The sequence below is a fragment of the Candidatus Pelagibacter sp. HIMB1611 genome (assembly GCF_052047715.1).
Lineage (GTDB): Bacteria > Pseudomonadota > Alphaproteobacteria > Pelagibacterales > Pelagibacteraceae > Pelagibacter.
Window position 1 is genome coordinate 656,548 of the sequence record NZ_JBNAJM010000001.1, and the last position, 25,921, is coordinate 682,468.

General features: G+C 30.4%; 27 protein-coding genes. 9 read left to right on the plus strand and 18 right to left on the minus strand.

The features are described from left to right. Positions 1–30: 30 nt before the first annotated feature. Both ACTTAS_RS03710 and ACTTAS_RS03715 read left to right on the plus strand, forming a co-directional pair. Positions 31–447, plus strand: coding sequence for an ArsI/CadI family heavy metal resistance metalloenzyme (locus tag ACTTAS_RS03710; RefSeq protein ID WP_440678366.1), 417 nt, complete (start codon positions 31–33; stop codon positions 445–447). Positions 448–459: 12 nt separating this feature from the next. Then, on the plus strand, positions 460–1,131 hold the full coding sequence (locus ACTTAS_RS03715) for a GNAT family N-acetyltransferase (protein ID WP_440678367.1): 672 nt from the start codon (positions 460–462) through the stop codon (positions 1,129–1,131). A gap of 46 nt (positions 1,132–1,177) precedes the next feature. Here the strand turns inward: ACTTAS_RS03715 and ACTTAS_RS03720 are convergent, their stop codons facing one another. Continuing rightward, on the minus strand, positions 1,178–1,567 hold the full coding sequence (locus tag ACTTAS_RS03720; protein WP_440678368.1) for a DUF2306 domain-containing protein: 390 nt from the start codon (positions 1,565–1,567) through the stop codon (positions 1,178–1,180). A gap of 48 nt (positions 1,568–1,615) precedes the next feature. Here ACTTAS_RS03720 and ACTTAS_RS03725 point away from each other — a divergent pair, with 48 nt between their 5' ends. Then, a complete protein-coding gene (locus ACTTAS_RS03725) occupies positions 1,616–1,840 on the plus strand; it encodes a DUF6552 family protein (RefSeq protein ID WP_262589390.1) in 225 nt (74 codons plus the stop codon). A gap of 5 nt (positions 1,841–1,845) precedes the next feature. Here the strand turns inward: ACTTAS_RS03725 and ACTTAS_RS03730 are convergent, their stop codons facing one another. The 13 genes from ACTTAS_RS03730 to ACTTAS_RS03790 all read right to left on the minus strand — a co-directional run bounded on the left by ACTTAS_RS03730 (position 1,846) and on the right by ACTTAS_RS03790 (position 15,662). Beyond that, entirely contained in the window at positions 1,846–2,910 is a 1,065-nt protein-coding gene (locus ACTTAS_RS03730; RefSeq protein ID WP_440678369.1) for an alcohol dehydrogenase family protein, read from the minus strand. Between the two features lie 14 nt (positions 2,911–2,924). Next, a complete protein-coding gene (locus ACTTAS_RS03735) occupies positions 2,925–4,139 on the minus strand; it encodes a Coenzyme F420 hydrogenase/dehydrogenase, beta subunit C-terminal domain (RefSeq protein ID WP_440678370.1) in 1,215 nt (404 codons plus the stop codon). After that, positions 4,139–4,870 (minus strand): class II aldolase/adducin family protein, encoded by a 732-nt coding sequence (locus ACTTAS_RS03740; protein WP_440678371.1) that lies wholly within the window; start codon positions 4,868–4,870, stop codon positions 4,139–4,141. The genes ACTTAS_RS03735 and ACTTAS_RS03740 overlap by 1 nt, the downstream gene beginning before the upstream one ends. Then, entirely contained in the window at positions 4,867–5,763 is an 897-nt protein-coding gene (locus ACTTAS_RS03745; RefSeq protein WP_440678372.1) for an NAD(P)-dependent oxidoreductase, read from the minus strand. The genes ACTTAS_RS03740 and ACTTAS_RS03745 overlap by 4 nt, the downstream gene beginning before the upstream one ends. A 1-nt stretch (position 5,764) precedes the next feature. Next, a complete protein-coding gene (locus tag ACTTAS_RS03750; protein ID WP_440676756.1) occupies positions 5,765–6,607 on the minus strand; it encodes a HalD/BesD family halogenase in 843 nt (280 codons plus the stop codon). Between the two features lie 271 nt (positions 6,608–6,878). Then, complete coding sequence (locus ACTTAS_RS03755; RefSeq protein ID WP_440678373.1) at positions 6,879–8,060, minus strand: hypothetical protein; 1,182 nt, start codon at positions 8,058–8,060, stop codon at positions 6,879–6,881. Beyond that, positions 8,057–8,860, minus strand: coding sequence for an outer membrane lipoprotein-sorting protein (locus ACTTAS_RS03760; protein WP_440676754.1), 804 nt, complete (start codon positions 8,858–8,860; stop codon positions 8,057–8,059). The genes ACTTAS_RS03755 and ACTTAS_RS03760 overlap by 4 nt, the downstream gene beginning before the upstream one ends. Beyond that, complete coding sequence (locus tag ACTTAS_RS03765; RefSeq protein ID WP_440678374.1) at positions 8,857–11,184, minus strand: efflux RND transporter permease subunit; 2,328 nt, start codon at positions 11,182–11,184, stop codon at positions 8,857–8,859. The genes ACTTAS_RS03760 and ACTTAS_RS03765 overlap by 4 nt, the downstream gene beginning before the upstream one ends. A 70-nt stretch (positions 11,185–11,254) precedes the next feature. Next, entirely contained in the window at positions 11,255–12,706 is a 1,452-nt protein-coding gene (locus ACTTAS_RS03770) for a deoxyribodipyrimidine photo-lyase/cryptochrome family protein (RefSeq protein ID WP_440678375.1), read from the minus strand. Positions 12,707–12,753: 47 nt separating this feature from the next. After that, positions 12,754–13,350 (minus strand): hypothetical protein, encoded by a 597-nt coding sequence (locus ACTTAS_RS03775; protein WP_440678376.1) that lies wholly within the window; start codon positions 13,348–13,350, stop codon positions 12,754–12,756. Positions 13,351–13,354: 4 nt separating this feature from the next. Then, entirely contained in the window at positions 13,355–13,804 is a 450-nt protein-coding gene (locus ACTTAS_RS03780; RefSeq protein WP_440647635.1) for a YtoQ family protein, read from the minus strand. Between the two features lie 17 nt (positions 13,805–13,821). Then, positions 13,822–15,027, minus strand: a complete 1,206-nt coding sequence (locus tag ACTTAS_RS03785; protein ID WP_440647637.1) for a M20 family metallo-hydrolase — start codon at positions 15,025–15,027, stop codon at positions 13,822–13,824. Beyond that, positions 15,027–15,662: a DUF1028 domain-containing protein gene (locus ACTTAS_RS03790; RefSeq protein ID WP_440678377.1), complete on the minus strand. Its 636-nt coding sequence runs from the start codon at positions 15,660–15,662 to the stop codon at positions 15,027–15,029. Before ACTTAS_RS03790 ends, ACTTAS_RS03785 begins: the two co-directional genes overlap by 1 nt. A gap of 143 nt (positions 15,663–15,805) precedes the next feature. Between ACTTAS_RS03790 and ACTTAS_RS03795 the strand changes: the two genes are divergently transcribed. From ACTTAS_RS03795 to ACTTAS_RS03810, 4 genes are read left to right on the plus strand one after another with little or no spacing between them, the layout of a single operon-like run. Then, the gene (locus ACTTAS_RS03795; protein ID WP_440676748.1) at positions 15,806–17,362 is read left to right on the plus strand and encodes an ABC transporter substrate-binding protein; all 1,557 of its coding nucleotides are present in this window, start codon (positions 15,806–15,808) and stop codon (positions 17,360–17,362) included. Between the two features lie 56 nt (positions 17,363–17,418). Next, complete coding sequence (locus tag ACTTAS_RS03800) at positions 17,419–18,360, plus strand: ABC transporter permease (protein ID WP_440614524.1); 942 nt, start codon at positions 17,419–17,421, stop codon at positions 18,358–18,360. Continuing rightward, on the plus strand, positions 18,357–20,219 hold the full coding sequence (locus ACTTAS_RS03805) for a dipeptide/oligopeptide/nickel ABC transporter permease/ATP-binding protein (protein ID WP_440678378.1): 1,863 nt from the start codon (positions 18,357–18,359) through the stop codon (positions 20,217–20,219). Before ACTTAS_RS03800 ends, ACTTAS_RS03805 begins: the two co-directional genes overlap by 4 nt. Beyond that, entirely contained in the window at positions 20,212–21,174 is a 963-nt protein-coding gene (locus ACTTAS_RS03810) for an oligopeptide/dipeptide ABC transporter ATP-binding protein (protein WP_440678379.1), read from the plus strand. Before ACTTAS_RS03805 ends, ACTTAS_RS03810 begins: the two co-directional genes overlap by 8 nt. An 18-nt stretch (positions 21,175–21,192) precedes the next feature. Here ACTTAS_RS03810 and ACTTAS_RS03815 read toward each other — a convergent pair whose 3' ends face one another. After that, a complete protein-coding gene (locus ACTTAS_RS03815; RefSeq protein WP_440678380.1) occupies positions 21,193–22,212 on the minus strand; it encodes a D-2-hydroxyacid dehydrogenase in 1,020 nt (339 codons plus the stop codon). Between the two features lie 62 nt (positions 22,213–22,274). Between ACTTAS_RS03815 and ACTTAS_RS03820 the strand changes: the two genes are divergently transcribed. Together ACTTAS_RS03820 and ACTTAS_RS03825 are read left to right on the plus strand one after the other, a co-directional pair. Then, positions 22,275–22,760: a YajQ family cyclic di-GMP-binding protein gene (locus ACTTAS_RS03820; protein WP_262589405.1), complete on the plus strand. Its 486-nt coding sequence runs from the start codon at positions 22,275–22,277 to the stop codon at positions 22,758–22,760. A gap of 84 nt (positions 22,761–22,844) precedes the next feature. Then, entirely contained in the window at positions 22,845–24,332 is a 1,488-nt protein-coding gene (locus ACTTAS_RS03825; RefSeq protein WP_440676744.1) for a DEAD/DEAH box helicase, read from the plus strand. 31 nt (positions 24,333–24,363) lie between these two features. Here the strand turns inward: ACTTAS_RS03825 and ACTTAS_RS03830 are convergent, their stop codons facing one another. The 3 genes from ACTTAS_RS03830 to ACTTAS_RS03840 form a co-directional block, all read right to left on the minus strand. Beyond that, complete coding sequence (locus tag ACTTAS_RS03830; RefSeq protein ID WP_440678381.1) at positions 24,364–24,993, minus strand: SOS response-associated peptidase; 630 nt, start codon at positions 24,991–24,993, stop codon at positions 24,364–24,366. A 1-nt stretch (position 24,994) separates the two neighbouring features. Next, complete coding sequence (locus ACTTAS_RS03835) at positions 24,995–25,543, minus strand: tetratricopeptide repeat protein (RefSeq protein ID WP_440676742.1); 549 nt, start codon at positions 25,541–25,543, stop codon at positions 24,995–24,997. A 107-nt stretch (positions 25,544–25,650) separates the two neighbouring features. Next, positions 25,651–25,908, minus strand: a complete 258-nt coding sequence (locus ACTTAS_RS03840) for a hypothetical protein (RefSeq protein WP_440678382.1) — start codon at positions 25,906–25,908, stop codon at positions 25,651–25,653. Positions 25,909–25,921: the final 13 nt, after the last annotated feature.

Here is a 25,921-nt window from a genome sequence, read left to right on the forward strand (position 1 = left end):
TTTAAAACTAATTAAAAAATAAATAAAAATATGCAAAGACTACACTTACATCTTGGAGTTAAAAACTTAAACGAAAGTATAAATTTTTACAAAAATTTATTCAAATCTGAACCAACAAAAGTAAAAGAAGATTATGCTCAATGGATTTTAGAAGATCCTAAAGTTAATTTTGCAATATCTACTAGAGTAAAAACTTTAGGTGTAGATCATCTTGGAATACAGGTTGATAAAGTTGAGAAACTAAACGATATACGAACTAATTTAGATAAAGCAGATATATCTACTTATTCTGATGGTGAGGTAACATGTTGTTATGCAAAATCAGAAAAATCTTGGGTAAATGATCCAAACGGAGTTGCTTGGGAAGCTTACCATACAATGGAAGATGCCGAGATTTATAATACATCGGGCGCAAGGTCAGACACTGAGAAAAAAAGCTGTTGTTAATAAAATTAAATAATGAAAATAGGCTTTAGTGTAAAATTTAATAAAGCAAAATACCCTTCAAAAAAAAAATTAATTGGTAAATATTGTTTCTTAGAACCAGTTAGCGCAAAAAAGCATGCTAAAGATTTGTATAAAAACTTTTCTTTAGACAAAAAAGGAATTGATTGGACTTATATGCCAACAGGACCCTATAAGACTTTTAGTTCTTTTAAGAAGTATTTAACTACTGACAAGTTATCAGGTAATCCATTTTTTTACTCAATTTATTCAAAAAGGCTTAAAACCTATTGTGGTTTAGCAAGTTATCTTAGAATTAAACCAGAAATAGGAACTATCGAAGTAGGTTGGATTACTTATGCTAAAAATCTTCAAAGAACAGTTGAGGCAACAGAGGCAATGTATCTTATGATGAAAAATGTTTTTGAGAATTTAGGTTACCGAAGATACGAGTGGAAATGTGATAGTTTAAATAAGAAATCGAATAAAGCAGCTTTAAGATTAGGTTTTAAATTTGAAGGTATATTTAGACAAGCAACAATTTATAAAAAAAGAAATAGAGACACTTCCTGGTATGCAATTATTGATAAAGATTGGAAAAAGATAAAAAAAGGTTATTTGAAATATTTATCAAGCAAAAATTTAGATAAAAATCTAAATCAAAAAAGAAGTCTTAAGTTAAATTAACCTCTATTACCAATGTTATTGGCGCGTATATGCAGTAATGGAATTGTCAGCCAATCAAAATTTGATGCATGATACGTCCTGGATAAAGCGTAAAAAAGCCTGTAAGGATTAAAGCAAAAAAATATGTAGCGATCATTACTTGTTTATGACGTTTAATATTTCCTACACGTGCATAATAAACACCAACACCAAGTATAAAAATTGTCCACAAACTCAATAAATGTATAGGACTATAAGCACCCCATAATTTTATCTCATGTATAAAAAAAGAAGTTATCGCTACAATCAGCATTAAGGCTACCCAAATACGACCTAACAATTTATGAGTTGCTCCACCTTTTTTCATAGAAAGTTGTATGCCACCTAAAATTATAGCAATCATTGCCAATATAGCGTGAAATGGTATAGGCTGTGTTTGGTTTAGCAATAAAGTCATATTTAAATTTTATTATCATATATCATAACGAAGTATATATAGTTCATCATGAATAAAATAAAATTAGTTGATTATGTAAAATGGATAGCAACCATCATTCAATTAATTGGTTACGGGATGACTGGTCTAAATATGACTCCCTATAATGTTTATTTATTTTTTTTAGGGATTTTTCTTTGGTTTGCAGTTGGAGTTATGTGGAAAGATAAAGCAATAATGGTCGTACACGTAGGTGCTTTTATCTCATTACTTGTTGGATATTTAAACGCATAAATGTTTTAAATCTCTAACACTATCTTTCCTATAAATTTTTTTGATAAAAATTCTTTTTGAGCATCTACAATTTTTTCTAGTGGGAAAGTTTTAGCAATCAAAGGTTTAATTTCATTGCTTTCAATATATTTAATTAAATTTTTAAAAATTTCTAAAGGTTGATAAGTGCAACCATAAAAAGTTAAATCTTTAAGATATAGAGTTCTTATATCTAAATTTACAATTGGACCTGCTATGGCTCCTGCGGTGACATATCTTCCGCCTGGCTTTAATATATCTAATAATTGTTTCCAATTACTACCAGCAACTAAATCAACGACTACATCAATTTTATTTATTCCTAATTTGTTAATTAAATCTTCATTCCTATCTGCCACATCATCTGCTCCGATTTTTTTAATATCTTCAAATTTAGATTTTGAACACTGTGCTATTACAAAAGCACCTCTTCTTTTTGCCAATTGAATTGCTGCAGAACCAACTCCTCCTGAGGCGCCTGTTATTAAAACTTTTTCTTTTTTTAAGTTAACTCTATGCAACATACCTTCTGCTGTTGAATAAGCACAAGGAATTGATGCAAGCTCCACATCTGACCAGTCAGAATTAATTTTAAAACTCTCGGAGGATCTCACTGCAACATATTCTGCAAACCCACCATCAATTTCAGAACCAATAACATACGGTGAAATTTTTTGTAAATTATTTGGATCAGATTGCATCGACCTAACTATTACTCTTTCCCCTACTCTAGACTGATTAACGTCTTTACCCACAGAAATAATTTTTCCACAAATGTCTGCGCCTTGAATTCTTGGAAACTTTAGAGCATTACCTGACCAAGTGGCATCTTTATCATTAGAAGAAGCAAAACCCTTTTCACCACCATCATTTGTGTCAGTTGTAACTGACTTTGAGTACCATCCTATCCTAGTATTAATGTCTGTATTATTAATGCCTGCTGCAGATACTTTAATTAACACCTCATCATTTTTAGGTTCTGGTTTTGGTATATCTAAATTTAATACTAATTTTTCAAAACCTCCGTGACCGATTAAATGAATACCTTTCATAATTTTATACTTAATTAATTTCCTAACCTTTTTGAAACACCTTGTTCTTGTTGTTTGTTAAACTCATCATCGTTTAAGTTATACAATTCTTCTATTCTAAGGTTTTTGGTCTTAATTGTTGGCACATTTTTATTTTTCATCCCAAGATGTCTTGCATAAACTGCTTGTTTTTTACTAGTTTGATGAGGTTGAAAATCTTTAATGTCTTCAATGGTTACTTTATCTCCTTTAACAAGGTATCCTTTCTCAACTGCTTCATTAAAAACTTTAATTCCTTTTTTAGTTCTCATCACTGCAGCATTAAAACCTTCATCTTCTCCTTTAGGTGAACCCCCTCTCCAAGTATCAAGTGCTGCAATATCAGAGCTCTCTCCTATTGCATCGGGACAAATTTTACATCTAAATGGAACTTTCCAGTTACTTTCATCACCCCAAAAAGAATTATAATCTTTATCAAACTCTCTTTGATCTTTTGTTTTGATATACATTCTTCCAGGATTACCAAATCCTCTGTATCTAAATTCTTCTAACTCTTGTTCTTTAACATTAAAGCTATCAATAAATTCTTGTGATTTTGCAAGTTCTTGAAAGCCTCCACAAACAAGAGTGAATATATATTTACAATACTGATCCACTCTTTGATCTGATTTAGCAAGTAATCTAATAGCTCCTGCATCACAAGGTTTTCCAACAAAAGCGAAGGTTTGTTTTTTGTCTAAAGCTTTATGAAATTCACTTAAAGGTGAAGATGGACCGTATCTTGATCTACTTTCGCAGTTAATTAAGTCCTCTTTATTATAACTATATTTTACAATGTTTCGCATAGGGTTATCTTTGTCCCCTGCTGTATGCATTATAAAATCAACTTTCTTTTGTTCTAGTAAATATAAAGACAAACCATTTAACAAACCTCCTGTGGAACTTTGAAATCTTATCTTTGGATCAGTGGACCATGAATAATATAAATTAAAATAATTTCCCCAAACCAAATCTTTATTAGCTCCTTCATTTTCTTTATGATCTTCAGGTCCCTCAGCAATAACTCCAGGACAAACTTTTTTAATTTCCTCTAAAGTTTCATTTGATATTGGTGTTAACTCTTTAGGTTCTAAATTACCTTTGTCACTCATCTCCATCTCAATTGAGTTACCTGCAATACTTTTACAAATACCACAGCCAATACATAGGCCGTTCTTTACAATATCGTCTAAAGAATTAATTTTTGTCATTACTCTTTATAAGATGGGTCTTTTGCATCACATCTTCTAAGTAATGCTGGCCACTCGTTTAAACCTGGTGAAAATAAATCATATTGCTTTTGAGATAATTTCCACATCTCCTCCGTTGCTCTTTCAAGAGGTAAACCTGAACTTGTTGCTTGTACTGCAACTTCACACATTCTAATTGCATAATACATGTTCATAAATGCTTCTCCAGCTGTTGCACCAACAGTAAGAAGACCGTGGTTCTTCATAATCAAAACCTTATTGTCTCCCATGTTTTCAGCAATTCGAACTCTCTCATCTTTATTAATCGATAAGCCTTCCCACTCATGGTAACCAACTTTTCCATAAAGCATTGAACTATCTTGAACCAAATGTGGAATACCATCTTTCAATGCAGTTGCAGCCAAAGCTGAAGGAGGATGTGCATGAAAGACAAATTTTGCATTTGGATGATTTAAATGAATAGCGCTATGAATTATAAAACCTGCAGTATTAGCTTTTTCAGGTCCTTCTAAAACTTTACCATGTTCATCTACTTTAATTAAGTTTGATGCTTTTACTTCTTCATACAACAAACCCATCTCATGCATAAAAAATGTATGATCTGTTCCAGGTGCTCTTGCAGTGATATGGTTCCATACCGTATCGTTCCAACCCATCATGTTTGTTAATCTAAACATGGCAGCAAGATCTACTCTTACTTTCCAATCTGCTTCGCTTATATTATTCTTCATCGTCCCTCCTTTGAAAAAGTTAATTTATTATTTTGTTCTAAAAGTTTAATCACTTTTAAGTGATTAGAATTTGGTCCGTATTTTTTAATTGCTTTGTTATATATTTTTGAAGTTAGGTTCATTATTGGTAGTTTTAATTTTTGAAGTTTAATAATTTCATTAGCAAGATTTAGATCTTTCATTGATAAACCTAAAAAGAAAGATGGATCATAATCTCCATTAATCATGTTGGGTCCGTATCTTGTTGATGTATAACCACCACTTGCACTTTTATCGATGATCTCTAACATTGTTTTTGGTTTAATCCCTGACTTTACTCCAAGCATCAACGACTCTGAGAGTGATAAATAGTTTAAATAACAAAGGCTAACTTGTGCAATTTTAGCAGCATAACCAGCACCTGATTTATTTAAATAATAAATGTTTTTACCTAATATATTAAAGACAAACTTAAGTTTACTAACTGTCTTTTTATTACCACCAATAAATATTGATAAATCTCCTGATTGAGCCTTTAAATTTCCGCCTGATATTGTTGCATCAACAAATTGATTTATTTTTTTACTTAACTTTTGTTTTAAAAGATTAAAGCAAGTTAAAGAATTGGTAGAACAATCAATCCAAATTTTATTTTTACCTAATTGATCAATGATTTTACCTTTACCAATTGATAATGCTTTGATTTGGTTTGGTCCAGGAACGCAGGTGATAATTACATCAGAAAACTTGATTAATTCATCTAATGAGCTTGTTGCTTTTGCTTTTTTGGATTTAAATTGTTTTAAAGATTTAAGACTTACATCGTAACCTAATAAATCTATTCTTTTGGATTTATGTAAGTTTAATGCCATTGGCATACCCATATTTCCTAAACCAATAAAACCTATTTTCATATCAATCCATTAACCCATCTACTTCAACATTATTACGCTCATAATGAATTGGAAGTGCTTTACCGTAAACTTGTTTAGAGTGTTCAGGTTTATTTACTCTGTAGCTATCTTTTACATATGTTGGTAATGCAATGTAACGAGAAGTATTTCCTTCAATTTTTGTTACTCTATGCATAGAAAATCTTCCTTTAAATATTTGAAGATCCCCTGGTTGAAGGTCTAATGATTTAACTTTATCTCTTGAACCTCGAAGAACCTTTGTTACTTCATCAAAGTTTTCATTTTCAGTGCTTCTTAAATCCGGTGAGTATTCAAACAATCCACCTTTTTCAGCTTTTTGAACTAAAATACTTAAAGTAAATTCATTTCCATCAAAGTGCCAAGGGAAGTAATGATCTTTATGCATGATACTGTATGGATTTTTACCTAAAGGATCTGACCATCTATAAAGAGGAAAAACTCCTAAACTATCTGAAATAAATTTTAACATTTCTTCAGACTCGTAAATTTTATTTAAATCAGATTGTTCTTCTAAATCATCTGAATTGATGTATCCGCTTTCTCTAAATGAAAATACTCTCTTTGGATGATCTTTAGATAAATTTTCATCATCTTTTGAAAAATAAGGATTGTGATGATCTTTGGTCCAATGAGTTTTAGGAAGATTTCTTTCAACTTCTTCCTTCATTCTTTTTAATGACTCGCTAAGTACAAAGTTAGGAAGTACACAGCATCCATCTTTATCAAGTAGCTCTCTATTTTTAGTAATTAAATCTTGGTACTCTTTTGATCCTGTCTGATCAATTGGGTAATCTTTTAAGTTAACAATGTTTTTTATTTCCATAATTCTCCTTTAATTAAAATTAATTTTTTAAAAAAAGAAGTGATTACAATTTCGTGGGCGTTGAAGAATTTATATGATTTTTACAGTCTACTTTTTGAAGTAATAAATTAAATAGATTAGATGATAACTTTGTACTCAGACCAACTCTAGCCAGTCTATGGCAGTGAGTAAAAAGATTAAGATTCATAATAAAATCGTATTATATTTTTGTCCTTAGGTAAAGATAATTTGATCTAACTATTTTTGATTAACAAAATAAAAATAATTAAATCTAAAAAGAATAACTGGTGTAAAATTTGATATTATTCTCATCCTTAAAAGAAGATTGATGAGTGTCATCTTCAAGATTTAAAGGGTGGTAAATATCAATCCCAGCTCTAAGAGATGAAAAAAATCTACTTTCATAATTAAAAGTTAAAGCACGTGTATTTTTATCTAAATCATTTTGAATAGAGACAAAATACTGAGTGTCCTCAATATCATTAAGTACAAGTCTAGCGCCTAAAAATAGATCGTTTTGATAACCGTGGTGAGATTTTGTGCTACGAGTATCGTAAGAATATTCAATTATATTTGCTAAATCCCAACTCTTTTCTATAATTCCATAATTGTTGTGCTCAATACCAAGGATCAAATTAGTATAATCCTCTATATTACCGTTATAATCATATTGGTTTTCACGATAAACCACTTCACTCTTATACAAAGTATCTCCTTTGGTAGCCTGAAGATCTAAACCTAATTGCGTAATTTCAGAATATTTTGGAATAAATTTGCCTGAATTTAAAACTAAAGCAGGATCTTTTGTATTTCCTTCATAAAATGAAAGTCCATAATCATATTCATTAATATAGCCTGACCAACGTAATGCCATTCCTATGTTATCTTTACTTGCTCCATCAGCATAAGTATGGGTGGTATCAATATCAAGTGATAGTTGAGGTCTTACTTTAGAAGTTGGGTATGTGTTGGTTACTGCTGGTAGTATAAAAAAATTTAATTCACTAGACTCGAAGTATCTTTTAACATTAACCATCGTTTGACCTTTTTTTTCACCTTGAGCCAAACCATTTGAAAAGTCTTTTGAATTAATGATATCTACGGGGTTATAAAATTCATTCTTGCCCCAAAAAATTATGTTATTCCCAACTAAATAACTTAAATCATTGTTAGCGTATTCTAAATAAGCTTCATTAAAATCAATATCTTGAGCTGCTTCAGGATCTGATATTGCTGAATTTATTTTTAATTTTCCAGATAAATTATTCTTTTCAAAAAAGAAGTTGTACTTGAGGGATGATGAATTCAGAGTATTTTTTCGATCATCGCCTTCAACATCATCAAAAAATACAGATGAACTTACTTCTACCTCTCCGTACTGCTCTGTATATGTTTCTGCTAATGAGCTAGTATTAATAAGTGTAAATAAAATAATTAAAAATCTAATAATCATCTAGCCATTTTGGCTAACTTCTCAGGTTTAAAATCATTCAAAGATAAATTAGTTTGAAATTGATAATTTTCCCAAGCAATTACTGTCGATTTTCCTGTTTGAAGATTAGTCATTTCTAATGTGTCTGCTCTCCAAAATTTATCTAAATATTTTTGATAACCTTTGAAATGTAGTTCTTTTTCTAAATCACCTCTTCGATTATAAAACTTAACTGATTGATATAAAAATTCATCAGTATCAACATAAATTACTCTTTTAGAATAACCTGATTTTTTGTTTTTAGGAGTTGCTTCAATCAAGTGACATGTAAGAGAAGTTTCAATTAAGCACGGTCCATCTTCGATCCAAGTAAAAGTATAATCTTCTGGTTCATCAGTTGATAAATCCTCATAAGAAAACTCTGAGGAAACAAATTTACCAGTACGATTAGAAGAAGAAATTCTTTTTACCCTTTTAAGAGCTGGAAGATATAACCATTGATCATCATCTTGAGGCTCTATTTTGGCATGAGTTAAAAGCGATGTGCCTTTTACATCTCTTGGCTCTGTAAAAACTATAATACTTTTATCTCCAAGTGTATCATCTAGTTCTTCAAAAATTAGGTTTTTAAATTTTCTAACACTTTCATTTCCAGACTTATCTTTTAAAACCATTTGTCCCTCTACAGTGCTGTCGATAAAACCATTGTCTAAGGCAATACTTTTTTCAATAATCTCTAACCCTTTTTCTTCATTGGTTTGAGCTGATAACGATGTACACCAAATGGTTAAGGTTATAACAATTGATATTAAATATTTCATATTGATGCTTTCCTTTTTTGTTTAAAATTATCAATCAAAATTAATATTGGTGGTAAAAGTAAATAATCGACAACTAAAGCAAAAACAACAGTGATTGCAGTAAGCTGGGCCATATCTTTATTTACTGTAAATCCTGATTGAGCCAAAACACAGAAACCTAAAAATAAACCGATTGTTGTTGTTGTAAGTGCCATCCCTACTTTTTGAAATGCTTCTCGAACACTATCCTCGGGTGACTTACCTTTTTTTCTAGCCTTAGCATATTTCAGCATAAAATGGACTGAGTCATCGACAACTATTCCTAATGTCATTGCAACTACAATAGAGACAGCTAAAGTTACGCTACCTGTGTAATATCCCCACAACCCAAACGCCATAGCAGCAGGTAACAAGTTAGGAATTAAACTCATTAGTCCATATTTAATATTTCTAATTACAATTAAGATAATAAATGAAATACCGATGAGGGCAAAACCTGTTCCTTTCAGCATAGCTGGCACATCTCTTGATGAAATTTGTGAAAAGACTTGAGAAGGTCCAGTTGATTTTGTCATTAATTCAGGTGCATTGTCTTTAAACCATTCTTGAATTTGTTTATCTAAATTTAAAAATTCTTTAGTTGTGGCATTAGCAACATTTGCTGTTACACGAAGAGCAGATTTATTAACATTGATTTGATCAGTTAAATCTAACCCGTAACCAAGTGATAATTCATAAAGAAACAGATATTGAGCTGCTTCGAGTTCAGTAGTTGGAATTTTATAAAATGATTGATTGTCGTTGTTAAAGTTTTGATTCAATCTTTTTACCACATCTGTGTAAGACCTTACACTCGTTACCTTTGGTTGGTTTCTAATAAAATCAACAAGATCATCAACCTTTTGTAGGTATTCAGGATCATTTATTCCATTTTCAACTCCTGAATTAATAGAATACTCAAGTGCATTAAGACCTCCAAAATTCTCCTCATAATAATCAATTGATTGTCTTAATTCATATTTCTTATCAAAATATCTTAAAAAATCATCTTCCAATGAAATTTTAGTAATTCCATAAATTAGAACCACTACAAGTGTAGCAGTTGAAATCAAAAGAAAATTTTTCCATTTTATTACAAACTCTGCCAGTCCTGACATTCCTTTATCCATTGAGGCTTGCGAACTTATTTTTTTCATAGGTAACAAGCTGATCAGTGCGGGCAGCATTGTTAGTGTGTAAAAAAGAGCTGCAATCACCCCAACAAAGACGATATTTCCAAGTTGTCTAAAGGGAGGAGAAATAGAAAAATTCAAAGAAAGAAATCCTACAGCTGTTGTAAGACAAGCAACAGTAATTGCAGGACCATGATCAATAATTGCTGTTCTCACCCACTCGTTTCGATCTGAAGTAATAGTCATTGTCTGACGAACTGAAGATAAGATGTGAACTGTACTAGCTACAGTTAAAATCATTACCATAAGTGGAGCAACAACAGTTGCATTATTTATATTGGTTCCAGACCAACCTAGTGCACCTAAGGAAGATCCAGCGCAAAGGATGATGATAATAAATATTAAACCAACTCCAAAAACACTTCTTAAAATTATTGCAACAGAGATAAGTATAACCACAACCATCAAAGGTGTAAGAGTAGCTGAGTCGTCTTGTCCTGACTCGCTGTATTGGTTGTTTAAAGGTACAAAACCAGCCAACCTAACTTTGATGTTCGGGTTACTTGCCTCAAATTTCTCTTTTAGCTTTTCAGCCTCACCCATAACAAACGGTACTTCTACAATGGCATTCTTTCCAGGAAGTCTGAACAATACATTTACCTGAGAAATAGAGTTGTCATTGTTAATGAAAGTATTTTTAAGTTCAATTCGAGAGTTTGCTACTTCTTGAGCTTTTGCAACATCTTCAGGAGAAATATTATTTATGTCAGTGATTAAATCTTCTACAACAAGACTGTCTTCTTCAGCATAACTATTTTGATAATTAGTTAAAGAGTTTACAGTTCTTACATACGGAAGGAGCCAAGATTCTTCTGTTAATTGACCAATTGCTTTTAATGTTTCTGCAGTAAAAATATTTTTATCTTTTGGGGATATGATAAAAATAAGGTTGTCATCTTTTGAATACGCTGCTTCAAATTTATCTAAAGCAATCCGATCTGGATTATTTTTGTCAAAAAAAACTCTAGCGTCAGTATCAAAATTAAGATTTGGTGCTCCTGCCATAAGTCCTAGTGCAACCAAGAAACCAAAAACAATAACTGTTATTCTTCTCTTAAGAACAAAATCTGCTAAGGCTGGAAAAAAGCTCATATGTTTAATTAAATCACGCATATTACATTAATATTAAATAACTCAAGTTTTATTTCTTAAATGTTGTTAATTAAATTGCACTTTTAAAAGATTATCGTCTACCCTTAGCACTTGCGTGCTTTTCTAAGATTTTTTTAGCATTGAACTTTGCCTCTTCTGTTTTTTTAACCATCCAAATCTTATCTCTTGCAATCTTTGATGAAGAATGGTGATCAACAATTGGATTTGGATAATGTTTTCCTATTTCAATTCCTAGGCCCTTTTGATCTATATAAGTAAGTTTCCATGGTTCATGGACTAATTTATTGGGTATTTCTTTTAATTCTGGCACCCATCTTTTAATAAATTCACCTTCTGGATCCTGATCTGTTGATTGTTTAATAGGGTTATAAATTCTAATAGTATTAATTCCTGTTGTGCCTGATTGCATTTGAAACTGGGAATAATGAATTCCAGGTTCATAATCAGTAAACAATCTTGCTAAATGTTTGCTAGTTTTTCTCCAATCAAGCCAAAGTTGGTATGATGCAAAGGAAACAAGCATGGCTCTCATTCTAAAATTAATCCATCCATTTGATTTTAAATATCTCATACAAGCATCAACAAAAGGATAACCAGTTAAACCATCCTTCCAGGCTTGATGATACTGTTCATTAAAATCATTCTCTCTGATACCATCATAGGCTCTATTCATATTTTGATATTCAATTTCAGGTTCATCATAAAGTTTTTGAATAAAATGACAGTGCCAAGCAAGTCTACTTCTAAAAGATCTTAAAGATTTAACTTTATTAAAAGACATATTGATTTGTTTAGCATTATCAATTGCATGATTAATTTCTCTCAATGAAATAGTTCCATAAGTAATGTGAGGACTTAATCTAGAACAAGCAACTTCGCCTGTAATTGGTGAAGACATTTCTTTTTGATAATTTTCAGATCTTTGTTCTAAAAAACTATTTAAGAGGGAAAGCGCTTGAGTTCTTCCACCTTTTTGAATATTTAAACCATCAATTTGATTTGTTTTGACCTCAATAGATGATGTTTCAGTGGTTAAAAATTTACAATTAGCTTTAATAGTTTGTGGTCCGTTATCTATAAATTTATTCCACTGATTAGCCCAATAATTTCTTTTTCTATTTTCAAGTTGAATTCCAAATTGTTGTAATTGATGCCAATTAACTCCTTTTTCAACAAAGAACTCAGAGCATTTTTGATCTAAATCTAGTGTATATTTATTTCTAAATATTTGGTTGGTAAAAATATCTGTAATTTTAAATTGATTAATTAATTTATTTAAAATTTCAATTGTATTTCCATAAAATATAGAAATTTTAGAATTATATTTACTTATCAGTTCATTATTTAATTCTTCTAAACTTTCTTTAGTAAAATTTAAATGAAATGAACTTGATGTTTCTAATTTCCAGTACACGTCATCATAAATAAAAATTGGTAAGACTTCTCCATCATTACAAGCTTTGTTGAAAGCTTCATTGTCTTCAATTCTTAAATCGTGTCTAAACCAAAGTATTTTTTTCATATTAAATATAAAAACTCAATTAAACCAATTTTTAGTGATCTTGAATATTAATTAATTTTATCTAAAGTTTCTTTTAACTTGTCTTTAACTTTATTAAGAGGATCTTTCTTAGCAGTTTTTACTTTACTTGGTTTTGAGCATTTTTGCTCTATTGTCCATTTTGCTACTACTTGATCATTCAATTTATAAATTTTTTCAACTTGCTTCTCGAGTTCAGGGGTATTTTTTTTTGCTAATAACTTTTTAGTATCTTTTTGTAGTTTAATCCAAGTTGGATCTTTATCTAAACCTTCTTCACTCAGTGCCATTAAGATAATTTCTTTGGTATCCTTATTGGTACTTGCGCCTACTTCATAAATATTATTTTTAATTTTCATTTGGGATCGATTAATAAATACCTCATCATTTTTGACTCCAAAACTTTTACTATCCCATTTATTTGAAGTGTACTTTACATTGGTATTATTTATTTTTGCAAGAGCGATCATCTTTTTTTCGTTGTTTATGTACCAAACAGAAGTTTTCACACTTTTGTTGCCCCCACCTAATTCCTCTGAATACTTGCAATTTAATTTATAAATTTCAGCGTATGAATTAGTCGAGATAAAAAAAATAATAACAAATAACGATTTTAATAATTTCATTATTTTATTTTAAAGAGCCCTCTAGAACATATTTTAGAATTCTGACAACTTGTTTTTGATCTGAGGCAACAGCTGATGCTGCAGCATCTACCTCTTTAAGGGCATGTTGATGATCGTCGCTATGAATAACTATAATAGATTTGTTTAATGCAGATGCATATCCAGCATCAAATGCTGCATTCCATTGTTTGTATTTTTCACCAAATTTAACAACGACCACATCGCTTTCTTTGATTGATTTTTTAGTTCTAATTGAATTGATATTAGCCCCTTTTCGATCTTTCCAAAAATTTTTCTCTTCAGGACCTAAGATTTCAACTCCACAATCATCTGAAGATGCGTGATCTGTTACAGGAGACGAAAATTGAATGTCTAAATTTTGTTTTTTACATTCATCAATAATTTCATCTCGCCAATTTGTGTGAATTTCTCCTGCTAAATATACTTTCAACATCAATACCTCTTATTAAATCAATTAAAATTAATTAAAAATTTCTCAATAACTTTGACTGCTATTTGCATATCCTTTTCGATAGTAAATTCTTTTGGGTTATGACTTAAACCTTTTTGACTTCTTACAAAAAGCATTGAAATAGGACATAAATCAGACATTGCTGATGCATCGTGTGTTGCTCCCGACATCAATACAAATGGATTTAATTTTAAATTCTGAAATGATTTTTTAAGTGTACTCATAATTTTCTTATCACAACTAACAGCACTTTGATCGTAAGTTTTGTTTAAATTAAATTTAAGACCTCTTTTCTTACAAATTAGCCCGATTTTTTTAGAAATCTCTTTTTCTACTTTTTTTCTTTTTTTATCATCGACACTTCTACATTCTACAAAAGATAGTGATTTTGCAGGAATAGCATTTACACTATTTGGTCTATTCTCAATCGATGCCATCGTTGCTAAAAAGTTTTTATTTTTTTTAGCCAAATTTTCTACAGCATTAATTACTTCTGCAGTTGCAGCTAATGAATCTTTTCTAAGATGCATTGGAGTAGTTCCTGCATGAGAAGCATAACCTTCGATTTCAAGTTTAAATCTAGATATTCCAGAAATGCCATTTACTATTCCAACTGCTAAGTTTTTACTTTCTAGAACTGGTCCTTGTTCAATATGAACCTCAAAGAAGCCTAATAGATCTTTTTTATTTCTTTTTAATGAGTTAATTTTTGATGGATTACATCCAAAACTTTTTAAAGCTTGTTCAATAGAAATATTATTTTTGTCTTTAAGTTTTAAATCTTTTTTATTAAATGTTCCTGCTAATGATCTTGGTCCCATCAAAGCTGTTGGAAACCTAACACCTTCTTCATCTGCGAAAGCTAAAATTTCTACATTGTAAGGTAAAATAATTTTTTTTTTCTTTAATTCTTTTAAAGCTAAAATTGGAAGTATCACTCCCATGATACCATCATATCTTCCAGAATTATAACCACTATCTTGGTGTGAACCTATCAATAACGTTTTAGCATTTTTTTTAGGACTGACGTATTTGCCAATTAAAGTACCAGCTGCATCTAAACTAATTTTTAATCCAGCATCACTCATCCATTGTTTTAAAAGATTGTTTGCAGATTTATGTTCTTTTGTAAAAGGTAACCTCGTTACCCCTTCTGCAGGTTTTGAACATTTTGCAATTTTTTCAATATAATTTTGTATAATCATTATTTAGTAGGAAGTTTTTTTAACCACTCTTTATATTTAGTTTTATTAGTCATTTTTAGAATTTTTTCTAGTTTTACCAATGGATTTGTATCATGATCCACTCTTATATTTAGTGGTGGATTGTTTTTTTTAAAGACCAGTAATGCAGCAGACATCAATCCTCTTTTGTCGCTGCCAAACTTTTTGCCTATTTTAAGAGCTTCTAGCAATGTCTTAGCTAATGGTTCGTTTTTCAACTTAAAATTATCCACAATTTTATTGATCACTTTATCGTTGGACAACATGTTTCCACTTACAACCAAATTTGGCATAACAATATGATTAAAGTATTTTGTATTTTTATTTCCTGTAAATGAAAAACCTTTGCCAGATATGTTTAAACAAGCAACTTGTCTGTAATGTTTTTGCTTATCATTTTTGATAACTTTATTGGTTGCTGTTGTTGGCGAATATTTACCTAAATTATTTAAAATGTTTTCACCCCAAATAGTGCTTGGATAAAAACCTTGTGATGCTGTAACACCTTTTTTTATATCTCCTCTTAAAACCCATCCTCCTACACAAAGATTTCCTGTAGCAGCAGCCCCACCTATTTCGCCCGTTTTTGGATTTCTAGCTAAAATTGAAAATGTCATAACATAAATAGCCTACTACAAAATTGCTTAATTTTACTATTTTTTTTAACCAGAAAAAAACTGAAATGAACAAATGATCGGGTTGAATTCAAAATTATCAATTGTTAGGCTTTATTTATAATAAATACAACGATGGAGATAAAATGTTAAAAAAGTTAAGAACGTTTTTTATTAGTCTTTTATCATTAGTTTTCATAACTGGTTTTACAGTTGCATCTAACGCCAAAGTATTGGTGGTAGGTCAAATAGCTGAGCCAAAATCTTTAGATCCAAGTACAGTTACGGCTGTAAATGACTTTAGAATCGTAATGAATATCTATGATGGACTTGTAAGATATACAGACGGAAAATTAGAAGTTGAACCAGCTTTAGCAAAAAGTTGGGACATTAGTAGCGACGGAACAGTTTATACATTCAACTTAAGATCAGGAATTAAGTTTCATGATGGATCAGACTTTAATGCTGATGCAGTGAAGTTTAACTTTGATAGAATGTTAAACAAAGATCATCCTTATCATAATACAGGACCTTTCCCGCTATCTTTCTTTTTTTCAGCAATCAAATCAGTTGATGTAGTAAATGCTAATACAGTTAAGTTTACATTGAATGAGCCTTACGCTCCTTTTTTATCTAACTTAGCGTATCCAACAGGTTTAATTGTTTCACCAGCAGGTGTTAAAAAACACGGAAAAGATTTTGGAAGAAATCCTTCTGGTACTGGTCCATTCAAATTTAATGAATGGAAATCAAATGAAAGAGTTGTTGTAGACAAAAACTCTGGTTATTGGGATGGAAAAGCTGGAACAGATGCAGTTGTCTTTAGACCTATAACTGATGCTAACACTAGAGTTGCTGAAATGCTTTCAGGTGGAATTGACATGATGGTTGAAGTTCCTCCTGCATCATTAAGTAAATTTGGTGGAAGTAAATTTAGCGTAGTTGAACAAGCTGGACCTCACGTTTGGTTCTTAATCTTAAATGCAAAAGAAGGTCCTTTTGCTAATAAGAAAGTAAGACAAGCTGCTAACTATGCAATTAACAAACAAGCAATTGTAAATGACGTGCTAGAAGGAACAGCTGCAATAGCTGCTGGACCAACACCACCTGCATTTGCTTGGGCGTATAACAATAGTTTACAACCATACCCTTATGACCCTGCTAAAGCTAAAGCTTTAATTAAAGAAGCGGGTGTTGAAGGTGCAAAACTTACTTTCTATGTTACTGAAGGTGGTTCTGGAATGTTAGATCCTGTTGCAATGGGAACTGCAATACAAGCAGATCTTAAAGCTGTAGGTTTTGATGTTGAAATCAAAACTTTTGAATGGAACTCGTTCCTAGGTGAAGTAAACCCAGGTTTAGAAGGAAAAGCAGACATGGCAGAAATGGCATGGATGACAAACGATCCTGATACTCTTCCTTTCTTAGCGCTAAGAACAGAATCTTGGCCTGACAAAGGAGGATTTAACTCTGGATATTACTCAAACCCTAAAGTTGATGATCTTTTAAATAAAGCAAGATCATCTACTGACCAAGCAGAAAGAGCAAAACTGTATCAAGAGATGCAAGAAATTGTTCAAGAAGATGCTCCATGGGTTTTTGTTGCTAACTGGAAACAAAATGCAGTTACAAGCAACAAAGTGAGTAACTTCTCACTTCAACCTTCATTCTTACTTTTATTAAAAGACGTTAAGAAAAACTAAAAAAAGTTAAGAATTATAATAGTTGCCCTAGGCTTAAAAAAGCCTAGGGTATTATCATGAATTATCTCCTTCAAAGATTACTATCTGCAATTCCTGTACTTTTAGGTATTACAATTATAGTTTTTTTTATTATTTCACTAATTCCAGGAGATCCAGCAACAGCAATACTTGGTTCTTATGCAACACCAGAAAATGTAAAACTTCTTAATGAACAACTAGGATTAGATAAGGGATTAGTTCAAAGATATTTCATTTGGCTTGGTAATTTAGTTCAAGGTGATCTTGGAAGATCGTTTGCTTTAAATCGTCCAGTATTGGATGAGATTTTAGAAAGATTTAACGCTACATTAATTTTATCAGGAACTGCATTTATTTTATGCTCTGTAGTTGGAGTTTTAATTGGAACAATCTCTGCATTTAAACAATACACCATTACAGATAAAATAATCACTTTTACTGTTTTAACTGGAATTTCATTGCCATCATTTTTTTTAGGAATGATGATGATTCTATTATTTGCAGTTAATCTTCAGTGGCTCCCAGTATCAGGAATGTATGCAATTTATGGTGGGGGTGATTTTTTAGATTTAATTCATCATTTAATAATGCCTGCAATAGCACTTGCATTAGTTGCAACTGGGGTAGTTGCAAGAATAACAAGAAACTCTGTTTTAGAAATACTTAGACAAGATTATATTAGAACAGCAAGAGCTAAAGGAGTTAGAGAAGGAAATGTACTTTTCAAACATGTTTTAAGAATTGCAATCGTCACTATTCTTCCAATTTTAGGTTTGCAGGCTGGATTTGTTTTATCTGGATCTGTTTTTATTGAAATTGTTTTTCAATGGCCAGGTGTTGGAAGAATGTTGGTCGATGCAATTTTAAAAAGAGATATTTTACTTGTTCAAGGTGGCGTCATGTTTGTTGCTGCTTGTTATGTATTATTCAATATCGCAGTCGATTTATTACAAAGATATTTAGATCCAAGGATTAAATGATTAATTTTTTAAAATTAATTTCAAGAAACAAACTTGCATTATTTGGTGGGATTTTATTAGTAATTATTTTTGTAGTCTCATTTCTAAGTCCTTTGTTACCATTAAAAGATCCTGATGTCATTAAAACCAGCGACAGATTTCTTTTACCTTTTTCAGATGGATACTTACTGGGTACAGATCACTTAGGTAGAGATTTGTTATCAAGATTATTATGGGGAACTAGATTAAGTTTATTGGTTGGAATATCAGCAGCTTTAATTTCAGCAACCATTGGCTCAATACTTGGAACTATTGCTGGGTTTTATGGAAATAAAACTGACAACGTTATTATGCGTATCATTGATGTCTTAATGGCTTTTCCTTATATTCTGTTAGCACTTGCAATAGTTGCTGTTTTAGGCCCCGGTCTTTTTAATGCTATGATTGCAGTTGCTTTAGTTAACATTCCTTTTTTTGCAAGAAACATCAGAGGTGTCACTGTCACGATTGCTAACAAAGAATTTATTGATGCTGCAAGATTATCTGGAATGAGTAATTTTAAAATTATTATTAATGAAATTTTTCCAAATATTCTTCCGGTAATAGTCGTTACAATTTCAACGACCGTTGGCTGGATGATATTAGAGACAGCTGGTCTATCATTTTTAGGTTTAGGTTCGCAACCTCCACAAGCTGATTTAGGTTCAATGCTTGGAGAAGGGAGAAGTTCATTAATTGTAAATCCTCATACTTCATATGTACCTGGTGCAATGATTTTCTTAATTGTTATTGGAGTTAATTTATTTGGTGATGGTATTAGAGATGCATTAGATCCAAGATTAAGCAAAGGAGAATTAGTTAAACCTCAACCTGTTACTCAAATTAAATTAAATAGAAATGTTGAAAATAATAACAATTCTTTTTTATCAGTACAGAATTTAACTACAGCTTTTGAATTTGATAACAAATTACACCTAGCATCTAAGGATGTTTCGTTTGATATAAAAAAAGGTGAATGTTTAGGGTTAATTGGTGAAAGTGGTTCGGGAAAATCTGTAACAGCTTTATCAATTACTTGTCTTGTTGCCTCTCCTCCAGGAGTAATTGTTGATGGATCAGTAAAATTTCAGGGTGATGATATTTTAAAAATGAATTATGAACAAATTAGACAGTTAAGAGGAAATAAAATTTCATATATTTTCCAAGATCCTCTTTCTACCCTACACCCACTGATAAAAATTGGAAAACAGCTTGAAGAAGCATTTATTGAACACAATCATCAAAAAAGTAACGAAGCTACATTGAAAGGTAAGGAGTTATTAAAGTTAGTTCAAATTCCTAATATTGAAAATGTATGGAATTCATATCCTCATGAACTTTCAGGTGGTATGAGACAAAGAGTTTCTATTGCAATGGCATTAACTAATGATCCAGAATTAATTATTGCAGACGAACCAACAACTGCTCTAGATGTTACAGTTCAAGCTCAAATATTATCATTACTGGATACTTTAAGAAAAGAAAGAGGATTATCCGTTTTATTTATTTCACATGACTTTGGAGTTGTTTCACAAATTTGTGATCGTGTGATTGTAATGTATGGAGGCCAAATTGTTGAGGAAGGTAAAACAGAAAATATAATGAGCAAACCAAGACATCCATACACTAGTCAGTTAATGGAGTGTGTTCCTCATATTGGATTTGGTAAAAGAAAACTTCCAACGATATTAGGTAGTCCCCCATCAATTACACATAAGAAAGAAATTGGATGTTCATTTGCTAGTCGGTGCTTAATTAAAAAAGATAACTGTGTAAATGAAGATATCAAAATAGTTCAGAAAGGAGATAGTGAGGTTAGGTGTTTATATCCTCATGAATAATACGATGGACATTTTATCTGCAAATAATCTTTCAAAGTTTTATTCAAAAAATAAAGGTTTATTTAACAAGCAATCAATAAATCTAAGAGCCGTAAACAATATTAATATTAATTTAAAAGCAAAAGAGTCACTTGGAATAGTTGGCGAGTCTGGTTGTGGTAAATCAACATTAGCAAAAATGTTGGCAGGATTAATTACTCCTTCTTCTGGAGAAATAAAGATACAAGACAAAGATATAAATAATTATGAAAAGTATGAACTACCAAATCATATTCAATATATGTTCCAAGACCCAATCAGTAGTCTCAATCCAAGAAAAACAATCTATCAATCTTTAGCAGCACCTTTAAAATATCTTAGAAATCTTGATGAAAAAGAAATTGAAAATGAGATTAAAAGCATAATTAAAGAAGTTAATTTAAAGGAAGAATTTTTAAATCGTTTCCCACACGAATTTTCAGGAGGCCAAGCTCAAAGAATTGGTATTGCAAGAGTATTGCTCTCAAAAGCAAAAATTATAATCTTAGACGAACCAGTTTCCGCTCTAGATGTTTCGGTTCAATCACAAATATTAAATTTATTAAACGATTTACAGAAAAAATTTGAATTGTCTTATATTGTAATTAGTCATGACCTTGCTGTGATAGAAGCTATATGTGACAGAGTAATGGTCATGTATTTTGGTGATATAGTTGAAAAATCTGATGCTAAAGAATTATTTCAAAAAGCTTATCATCCATACACAAATTTACTTTTAAATAGTGTGCCTAAAACTAATCAAAAAATTGAAATTCAAAGTTTGGTTGAAACAGAGCTACCTGATCCAATTAATCCACCAAAAGGATGTTCGTTTTATTCTAGATGTGAAAATAAAACTGAAAAATGTAAAGATGTTAATCCTTCAGAAACTGATAAAGAAAATAGAAAATATAAATGTTTTTTCCCAAACATTTAATAATTGTTTAAACCAGATCTAATAACCTAATTTTCTATCTATTTGATTAATTAATTCTTTATTATCTATGAACAATTTTAGATTTTTAAAGAAAATTTTAAGAACCATCTCAATATAATTACCCTCACTATCAGATGAAATATGAGGAGTGATAATTAAATTTGGGGTATCCCAAAGGTTTGATGTTTTTGGAATAGGTTCTTGTGAAAATACATCTAAAATTGCTCCAGCAATTTCATTTTTTTGAAGTTTAATCCTTAAAGCTTCGTATTCTAAAACAGATTGCCTTCCAATATTAACAATCCCACACGTAGATTTTAATTTATCTAATCTTGATTTATTAATTAATCCTTTAGTCTCTTCTGTTTCCGGAACTGCTAGATATAAAAAATCAGCATCAGGTAATACTTCATCAATTTTATCAAATGTAATAACTTTAGAGCACCCCTCAACATTTTTTCCTTTTCTATTTACACCAATAACTTCAGCTCCAAGCTTACTGATATGTTTAATCATTGAACCACCTAAAGAACCAGTTCCAACAACAACTACTTTCCTTCCCTCGATTGGTTTTCCAAGTAAAGATACGAACTCTTTATTTTTTTGGTTGGTTACAATTCTCGTCATGTGATTTTGGAGCATTAAAATACTCATCAAACCAAACTCACCTGCTTTTTTAGCATGTACCCCACTACTGTTTGTTAAAACTAAGTCTTCTTTCATCCAATTAAAAGGAGATAAATGATTAACTCCAGCAGAAATCACATGGATCCATTTAAGATTAGGTGCAATTTGTTTTAAATCTTGTGTTGGAAACTGCCAGCCGAGTAAAATATCAGCAGATTGCATTGAAGAGACAAAATTATCATCATCCCAATCAATTACATATTCAACTTTATCCCTTAACTCAGGATATTTATCAAAACCCTTTTCAATTTCTTCCTTAGTAATTGTATTATTTTTCTCACCTTCAGCATCACAAGGCAAAAATCCCTCTTTCCAATGATTATTTCTGATGTGAATTTTAATTTTTTTCATATTTTAAATTAATATTATCTTTAATTTCGTTTAATAAAAAATAGATTATTGTATAAATAACTATGCCTTCATTTGATGTAATCAGTAAAATTAATTATCAAGAATTTGATAATGCTTTAGCAAATTGCTTAAGAGAAATAAGTAATCGATATGACTTTAAAGGACTTCACATCACTATAGAGCGAAAAGATAAATCAGTTACAACCAATGCTCCTGATGAATTAAAATTAAAGCAAGTTAATGAATTATTACAAACACATTTAGTAAGAAGAAAAGTAGATCCAAGAGTTTTAGAAGTTAAAAGTTCGGAAGGTGCTTCAGGTGGAGCAATAAGACAAGTAAGTGAACTTAAAGAAGGAATTAGCCAAGAAAACGCAAAAAAAGTTATAGCTGACATTAAAAAACTTAAGCTAAAAATTCAGGTAAAAATTCAAGGTGATGAATTAAGAGTAGATGGTAAAAAAAGAGACGACCTTCAAGAAGCTATAGCAGCAATTAAAGCTATTGATATTGGGCTTCCAATAGACTTTGTAAACTTTAGAGATTAATCTTTTCAAACTATTTATTGTATTTGGTACAAAAAGATATAAGCAGACACTCAATTACTTAAAATTTATACCAATCCCGACATAATGAACTTCTCTGATCTAAATATTGAAAATAAATTAAAAAGATCAATTGAATTAGCTGAATTTAAAACCCCAACCCCTATTCAAAGTCAATCGATACCAATTAGTTTAGAAGGAAAAGATGTTTTAGGAACTGCTCAAACCGGCACTGGCAAAACTTTAGCTTTCACAATTCCAATGCTGAATAAGCTTTTAAAAGATAAGCAAGCAATGGCATTAATAATTTGTCCAACAAGGGAACTTGCAACACAGGTAATGGAAACTGTTTTAAAACTTAATATTAGAGAAATAGGAATTGGTAATGCTCTTTTAATTGGTGGTGAGAGTATGCAAAAACAACTTAGACAATTAAAAAAAAGAGCAAGAATAATAGTTGGAACCCCTGGAAGAATTAACGATCACATTGAGCGTAGAAGTTTAAACTTATCAAATGTAAATTACCTGGTTCTAGATGAAACAGATCGAATGTTAGATATGGGATTTACCCCACAAATAGAAGTAATTTTAAAATTTATTCCAAAAGATCATCAAACATTATTGTTTTCTGCAACTTTGCCTGAAAACATTTTAAAGATTTCTCAAAAATATCTTAATAATCCTGAAAGAATATCAGTCGGGTCTTTATCGACACCAATTGAAAAAATTAAACAAGAAACTTTCGAAATTACAACAGACAAAAAATATCATGAGTTGATTAATCAATTAGTTGAAAGAAGTGGATCTATTCTAGTTTTTGTTAAAACAAAACATGGTGCTGATAAAATAGTAAAAAGATTAAAATATGATGGTCATAAAGCTGATGCTATCCATGGTAATCTTAGACAAAGCAAAAGAGACAGAGTTATTAAAGGATTTAGAAATGGTAATAGTAGAATTCTAGTAGCAACAGATGTTGCTGCAAGAGGTTTAGACATTCCTGTTATAAAACATGTAATTAATTATGATCTTCCACAAGTTCCAGAAGATTATATTCACAGAATAGGTAGAACTGGTAGAGCTGGAAAAGATGGTTCTGCTTTGACCTTTTTAACCAATAGCGATCGAAATATGTGGAGATCTATACAAAAATTAATAGATCCAAATTTTAAAACTTTTCAAGAAATTGAAAAAAATAGATCGAAAAAAAATAAAAAAGAAAAAAAATCATTCAATAAAAAGAGGAATTTTAGAGATAAAAATAAATTCTTTAAAAAAGAAGATAAAAAAAAATCTAGTTTTAATAAAAACAAAAAATTTAGCAAAAAAGATGATAACAAAAGATCAAACTTTAAAGATAAAAAAAAATCTTTTAATAAAGATCACAAAAGATCTAAATTTAAAAAAAAAGAAACAACAGTTGGATACACAAATAATCCAAAATATTTTAGCAAAAAACAAGAAAATCCAATGGAAAATGAAAACTTTAAACAAAAATCATTTAAGAAAAAAAATAAATTTAAAAATCGTAAGAGACCAAAAAATTTTTCATTCAAAAAGCATAAACGTAAATAAAATTAAATTTATAGATCTTTTGAAAAACTATCTAACTAGTAGTTACATTTTGAATTAAAGAAGCACTATTGTTTGTAGGCTTATTTACATCTTTTGAAACTTCATGAAATATAAGATTTGGTGATTTACGTTCATTAAGAAACGCTGATCCCTGTAATTCTATATTTAGATATCTATTAACATCCGCTTGATTAAGAATAACTGGTTGACGGTGATGAATTTCCTTAATATTTTCTTTTGCTTCTTCTGTAATTAAACAAAACTGACCATCTTCAAATATCCCTGCAAAATAAATGGTATTAGCATCTTCACGAGTAAAGTAATGAGGAGTTTTTTCTTTCTCTTCCCTCTTCCATTCATAAAATCCATCTGCAACAGCAACACATCTATTGTTTTTAATCAATTTTTTAAATGAAACCTTTTCATCAATTGTCTCAAGTCGTGCATTAATCAGAGCTTTAAAATCTTTATCTTTTGCCCAGCTTGGAACTAAACCCCATTTCAAAACTTCTAAAGTATTTCCATTTTTATATTTTTTTATAACTGGAAGTTTTTGATAAGGATGAGCATTATAGTTTTCATTATCCTCAACCTGAATTGCAGATTTAACTAGAGTACTAGTTTTGGTAACTGGATTTTTAACAACGTATCTTCCACACATTTTAAATTGTTTGTTCTTTCATTAAATCTTCGATTTGTTTTATCATAATTTCTGGAGATCGCATGGAAGGGTAAATCTCTTGCGCTTGTTTGTAGCTTCTAATTGCTTTTTCAAAATTTTTTAACTGAATATTTACTAAACCCTGCCCTGCTAAAGCACCAAAATGTCTTGGCTCTAATTCCAAAACTTTATCAATATCATCTTGTGATTTTTGATATTCTCCTAACATATAAAGTACAGTTGCTCTCTTATTCCAGGCTTCAGCCCAATTTTCATCAAGTTTTATTACTTCAGTAAATATTTCTCTTGCTATTTTTGGTTGTTGGTTTCTAACAAACATTGAACCTTCTTCTAAACGAGCAGTCAATTTTTCGTCAGTTGGATGAGTGCTCCATAAAGACCAAATTTCTTGTTCAACAATAGATGCTACCTTTGCTTTATTAACTTTAAGCTCATTGAATAATTGATTTAATTTTATATCTCGATCATTTGCAAAAGACTGCAATTGTGAAAATATTAAAATCAAAATTACTATAAATGACTTTTTCATAATCAAATATTAACAAATGTGAACAATAGAGTCTTTATTCTTAAAACAATATGATCATATTTTTACAACTTCAAAATGAATTTATAAATTTATTAAGATGAAAATTCTTAAGGTTTGTAACAATTGGTGATTTCTTTTTTTATATTATAAATGCAAGTAATTAACTTAGGCTCAAATTGCATTTTTGGTGAACCATTATTTTCAAGATTATACAATATTTTTTGATCATTTATTAAAATTGTACTCTCTAAATTAAATCCATTTGATAGATAATGATTTACTGTTCTAAGATTTCCGAGTGAGTCAGCAATAGCTGAAGAAAAAATAAAATTTAAACAAAATAATGTGATTAGTACTTTTTTCATGAAATTATTATTT

What these genes read in the sequence shown, in the direction of transcription:
- ACTTAS_RS03805 (WP_440678378.1), top strand. Translation starts at nt 18,357, where the DNA reads ATGATTAATTTTTTAAAATTAATTTCAAGAAACAAACTTGCATTATTT.
- ACTTAS_RS03750 (WP_440676756.1), bottom strand. Translation starts at nt 6,607, where the DNA reads ATGGAAATAAAAAACATTGTTAACTTAAAAGATTACCCAATTGATCAG.
- ACTTAS_RS03710 (WP_440678366.1), top strand. Translation starts at nt 31, where the DNA reads ATGCAAAGACTACACTTACATCTTGGAGTTAAAAACTTAAACGAAAGT.
- ACTTAS_RS03780 (WP_440647635.1), bottom strand. Translation starts at nt 13,804, where the DNA reads ATGTTGAAAGTATATTTAGCAGGAGAAATTCACACAAATTGGCGAGAT.
- ACTTAS_RS03810 (WP_440678379.1), top strand. Translation starts at nt 20,212, where the DNA reads ATGAATAATACGATGGACATTTTATCTGCAAATAATCTTTCAAAGTTT.
- ACTTAS_RS03760 (WP_440676754.1), bottom strand. Translation starts at nt 8,860, where the DNA reads ATGAAATATTTAATATCAATTGTTATAACCTTAACCATTTGGTGTACA.
- ACTTAS_RS03800 (WP_440614524.1), top strand. Translation starts at nt 17,419, where the DNA reads ATGAATTATCTCCTTCAAAGATTACTATCTGCAATTCCTGTACTTTTA.
- ACTTAS_RS03835 (WP_440676742.1), bottom strand. Translation starts at nt 25,543, where the DNA reads ATGAAAAAGTCATTTATAGTAATTTTGATTTTAATATTTTCACAATTG.
- ACTTAS_RS03825 (WP_440676744.1), top strand. Translation starts at nt 22,845, where the DNA reads ATGAACTTCTCTGATCTAAATATTGAAAATAAATTAAAAAGATCAATT.
- ACTTAS_RS03820 (WP_262589405.1), top strand. Translation starts at nt 22,275, where the DNA reads ATGCCTTCATTTGATGTAATCAGTAAAATTAATTATCAAGAATTTGAT.
- ACTTAS_RS03765 (WP_440678374.1), bottom strand. Translation starts at nt 11,184, where the DNA reads ATGCGTGATTTAATTAAACATATGAGCTTTTTTCCAGCCTTAGCAGAT.
- ACTTAS_RS03715 (WP_440678367.1), top strand. Translation starts at nt 460, where the DNA reads ATGAAAATAGGCTTTAGTGTAAAATTTAATAAAGCAAAATACCCTTCA.
- ACTTAS_RS03735 (WP_440678370.1), bottom strand. Translation starts at nt 4,139, where the DNA reads ATGACAAAAATTAATTCTTTAGACGATATTGTAAAGAACGGCCTATGT.
- ACTTAS_RS03725 (WP_262589390.1), top strand. Translation starts at nt 1,616, where the DNA reads ATGAATAAAATAAAATTAGTTGATTATGTAAAATGGATAGCAACCATC.
- ACTTAS_RS03745 (WP_440678372.1), bottom strand. Translation starts at nt 5,763, where the DNA reads ATGAAAATAGGTTTTATTGGTTTAGGAAATATGGGTATGCCAATGGCA.
- ACTTAS_RS03730 (WP_440678369.1), bottom strand. Translation starts at nt 2,910, where the DNA reads ATGAAAGGTATTCATTTAATCGGTCACGGAGGTTTTGAAAAATTAGTA.
- ACTTAS_RS03740 (WP_440678371.1), bottom strand. Translation starts at nt 4,870, where the DNA reads ATGAAGAATAATATAAGCGAAGCAGATTGGAAAGTAAGAGTAGATCTT.
- ACTTAS_RS03815 (WP_440678380.1), bottom strand. Translation starts at nt 22,212, where the DNA reads ATGAAAAAAATTAAAATTCACATCAGAAATAATCATTGGAAAGAGGGA.
- ACTTAS_RS03790 (WP_440678377.1), bottom strand. Translation starts at nt 15,662, where the DNA reads ATGACATTTTCAATTTTAGCTAGAAATCCAAAAACGGGCGAAATAGGT.
- ACTTAS_RS03785 (WP_440647637.1), bottom strand. Translation starts at nt 15,027, where the DNA reads ATGATTATACAAAATTATATTGAAAAAATTGCAAAATGTTCAAAACCT.
- ACTTAS_RS03770 (WP_440678375.1), bottom strand. Translation starts at nt 12,706, where the DNA reads ATGAAAAAAATACTTTGGTTTAGACACGATTTAAGAATTGAAGACAAT.
- ACTTAS_RS03775 (WP_440678376.1), bottom strand. Translation starts at nt 13,350, where the DNA reads ATGAAATTATTAAAATCGTTATTTGTTATTATTTTTTTTATCTCGACT.
- ACTTAS_RS03795 (WP_440676748.1), top strand. Translation starts at nt 15,806, where the DNA reads ATGTTAAAAAAGTTAAGAACGTTTTTTATTAGTCTTTTATCATTAGTT.
- ACTTAS_RS03755 (WP_440678373.1), bottom strand. Translation starts at nt 8,060, where the DNA reads ATGATTATTAGATTTTTAATTATTTTATTTACACTTATTAATACTAGC.
- ACTTAS_RS03830 (WP_440678381.1), bottom strand. Translation starts at nt 24,993, where the DNA reads ATGTGTGGAAGATACGTTGTTAAAAATCCAGTTACCAAAACTAGTACT.
- ACTTAS_RS03840 (WP_440678382.1), bottom strand. Translation starts at nt 25,908, where the DNA reads ATGAAAAAAGTACTAATCACATTATTTTGTTTAAATTTTATTTTTTCT.
- ACTTAS_RS03720 (WP_440678368.1), bottom strand. Translation starts at nt 1,567, where the DNA reads ATGACTTTATTGCTAAACCAAACACAGCCTATACCATTTCACGCTATA.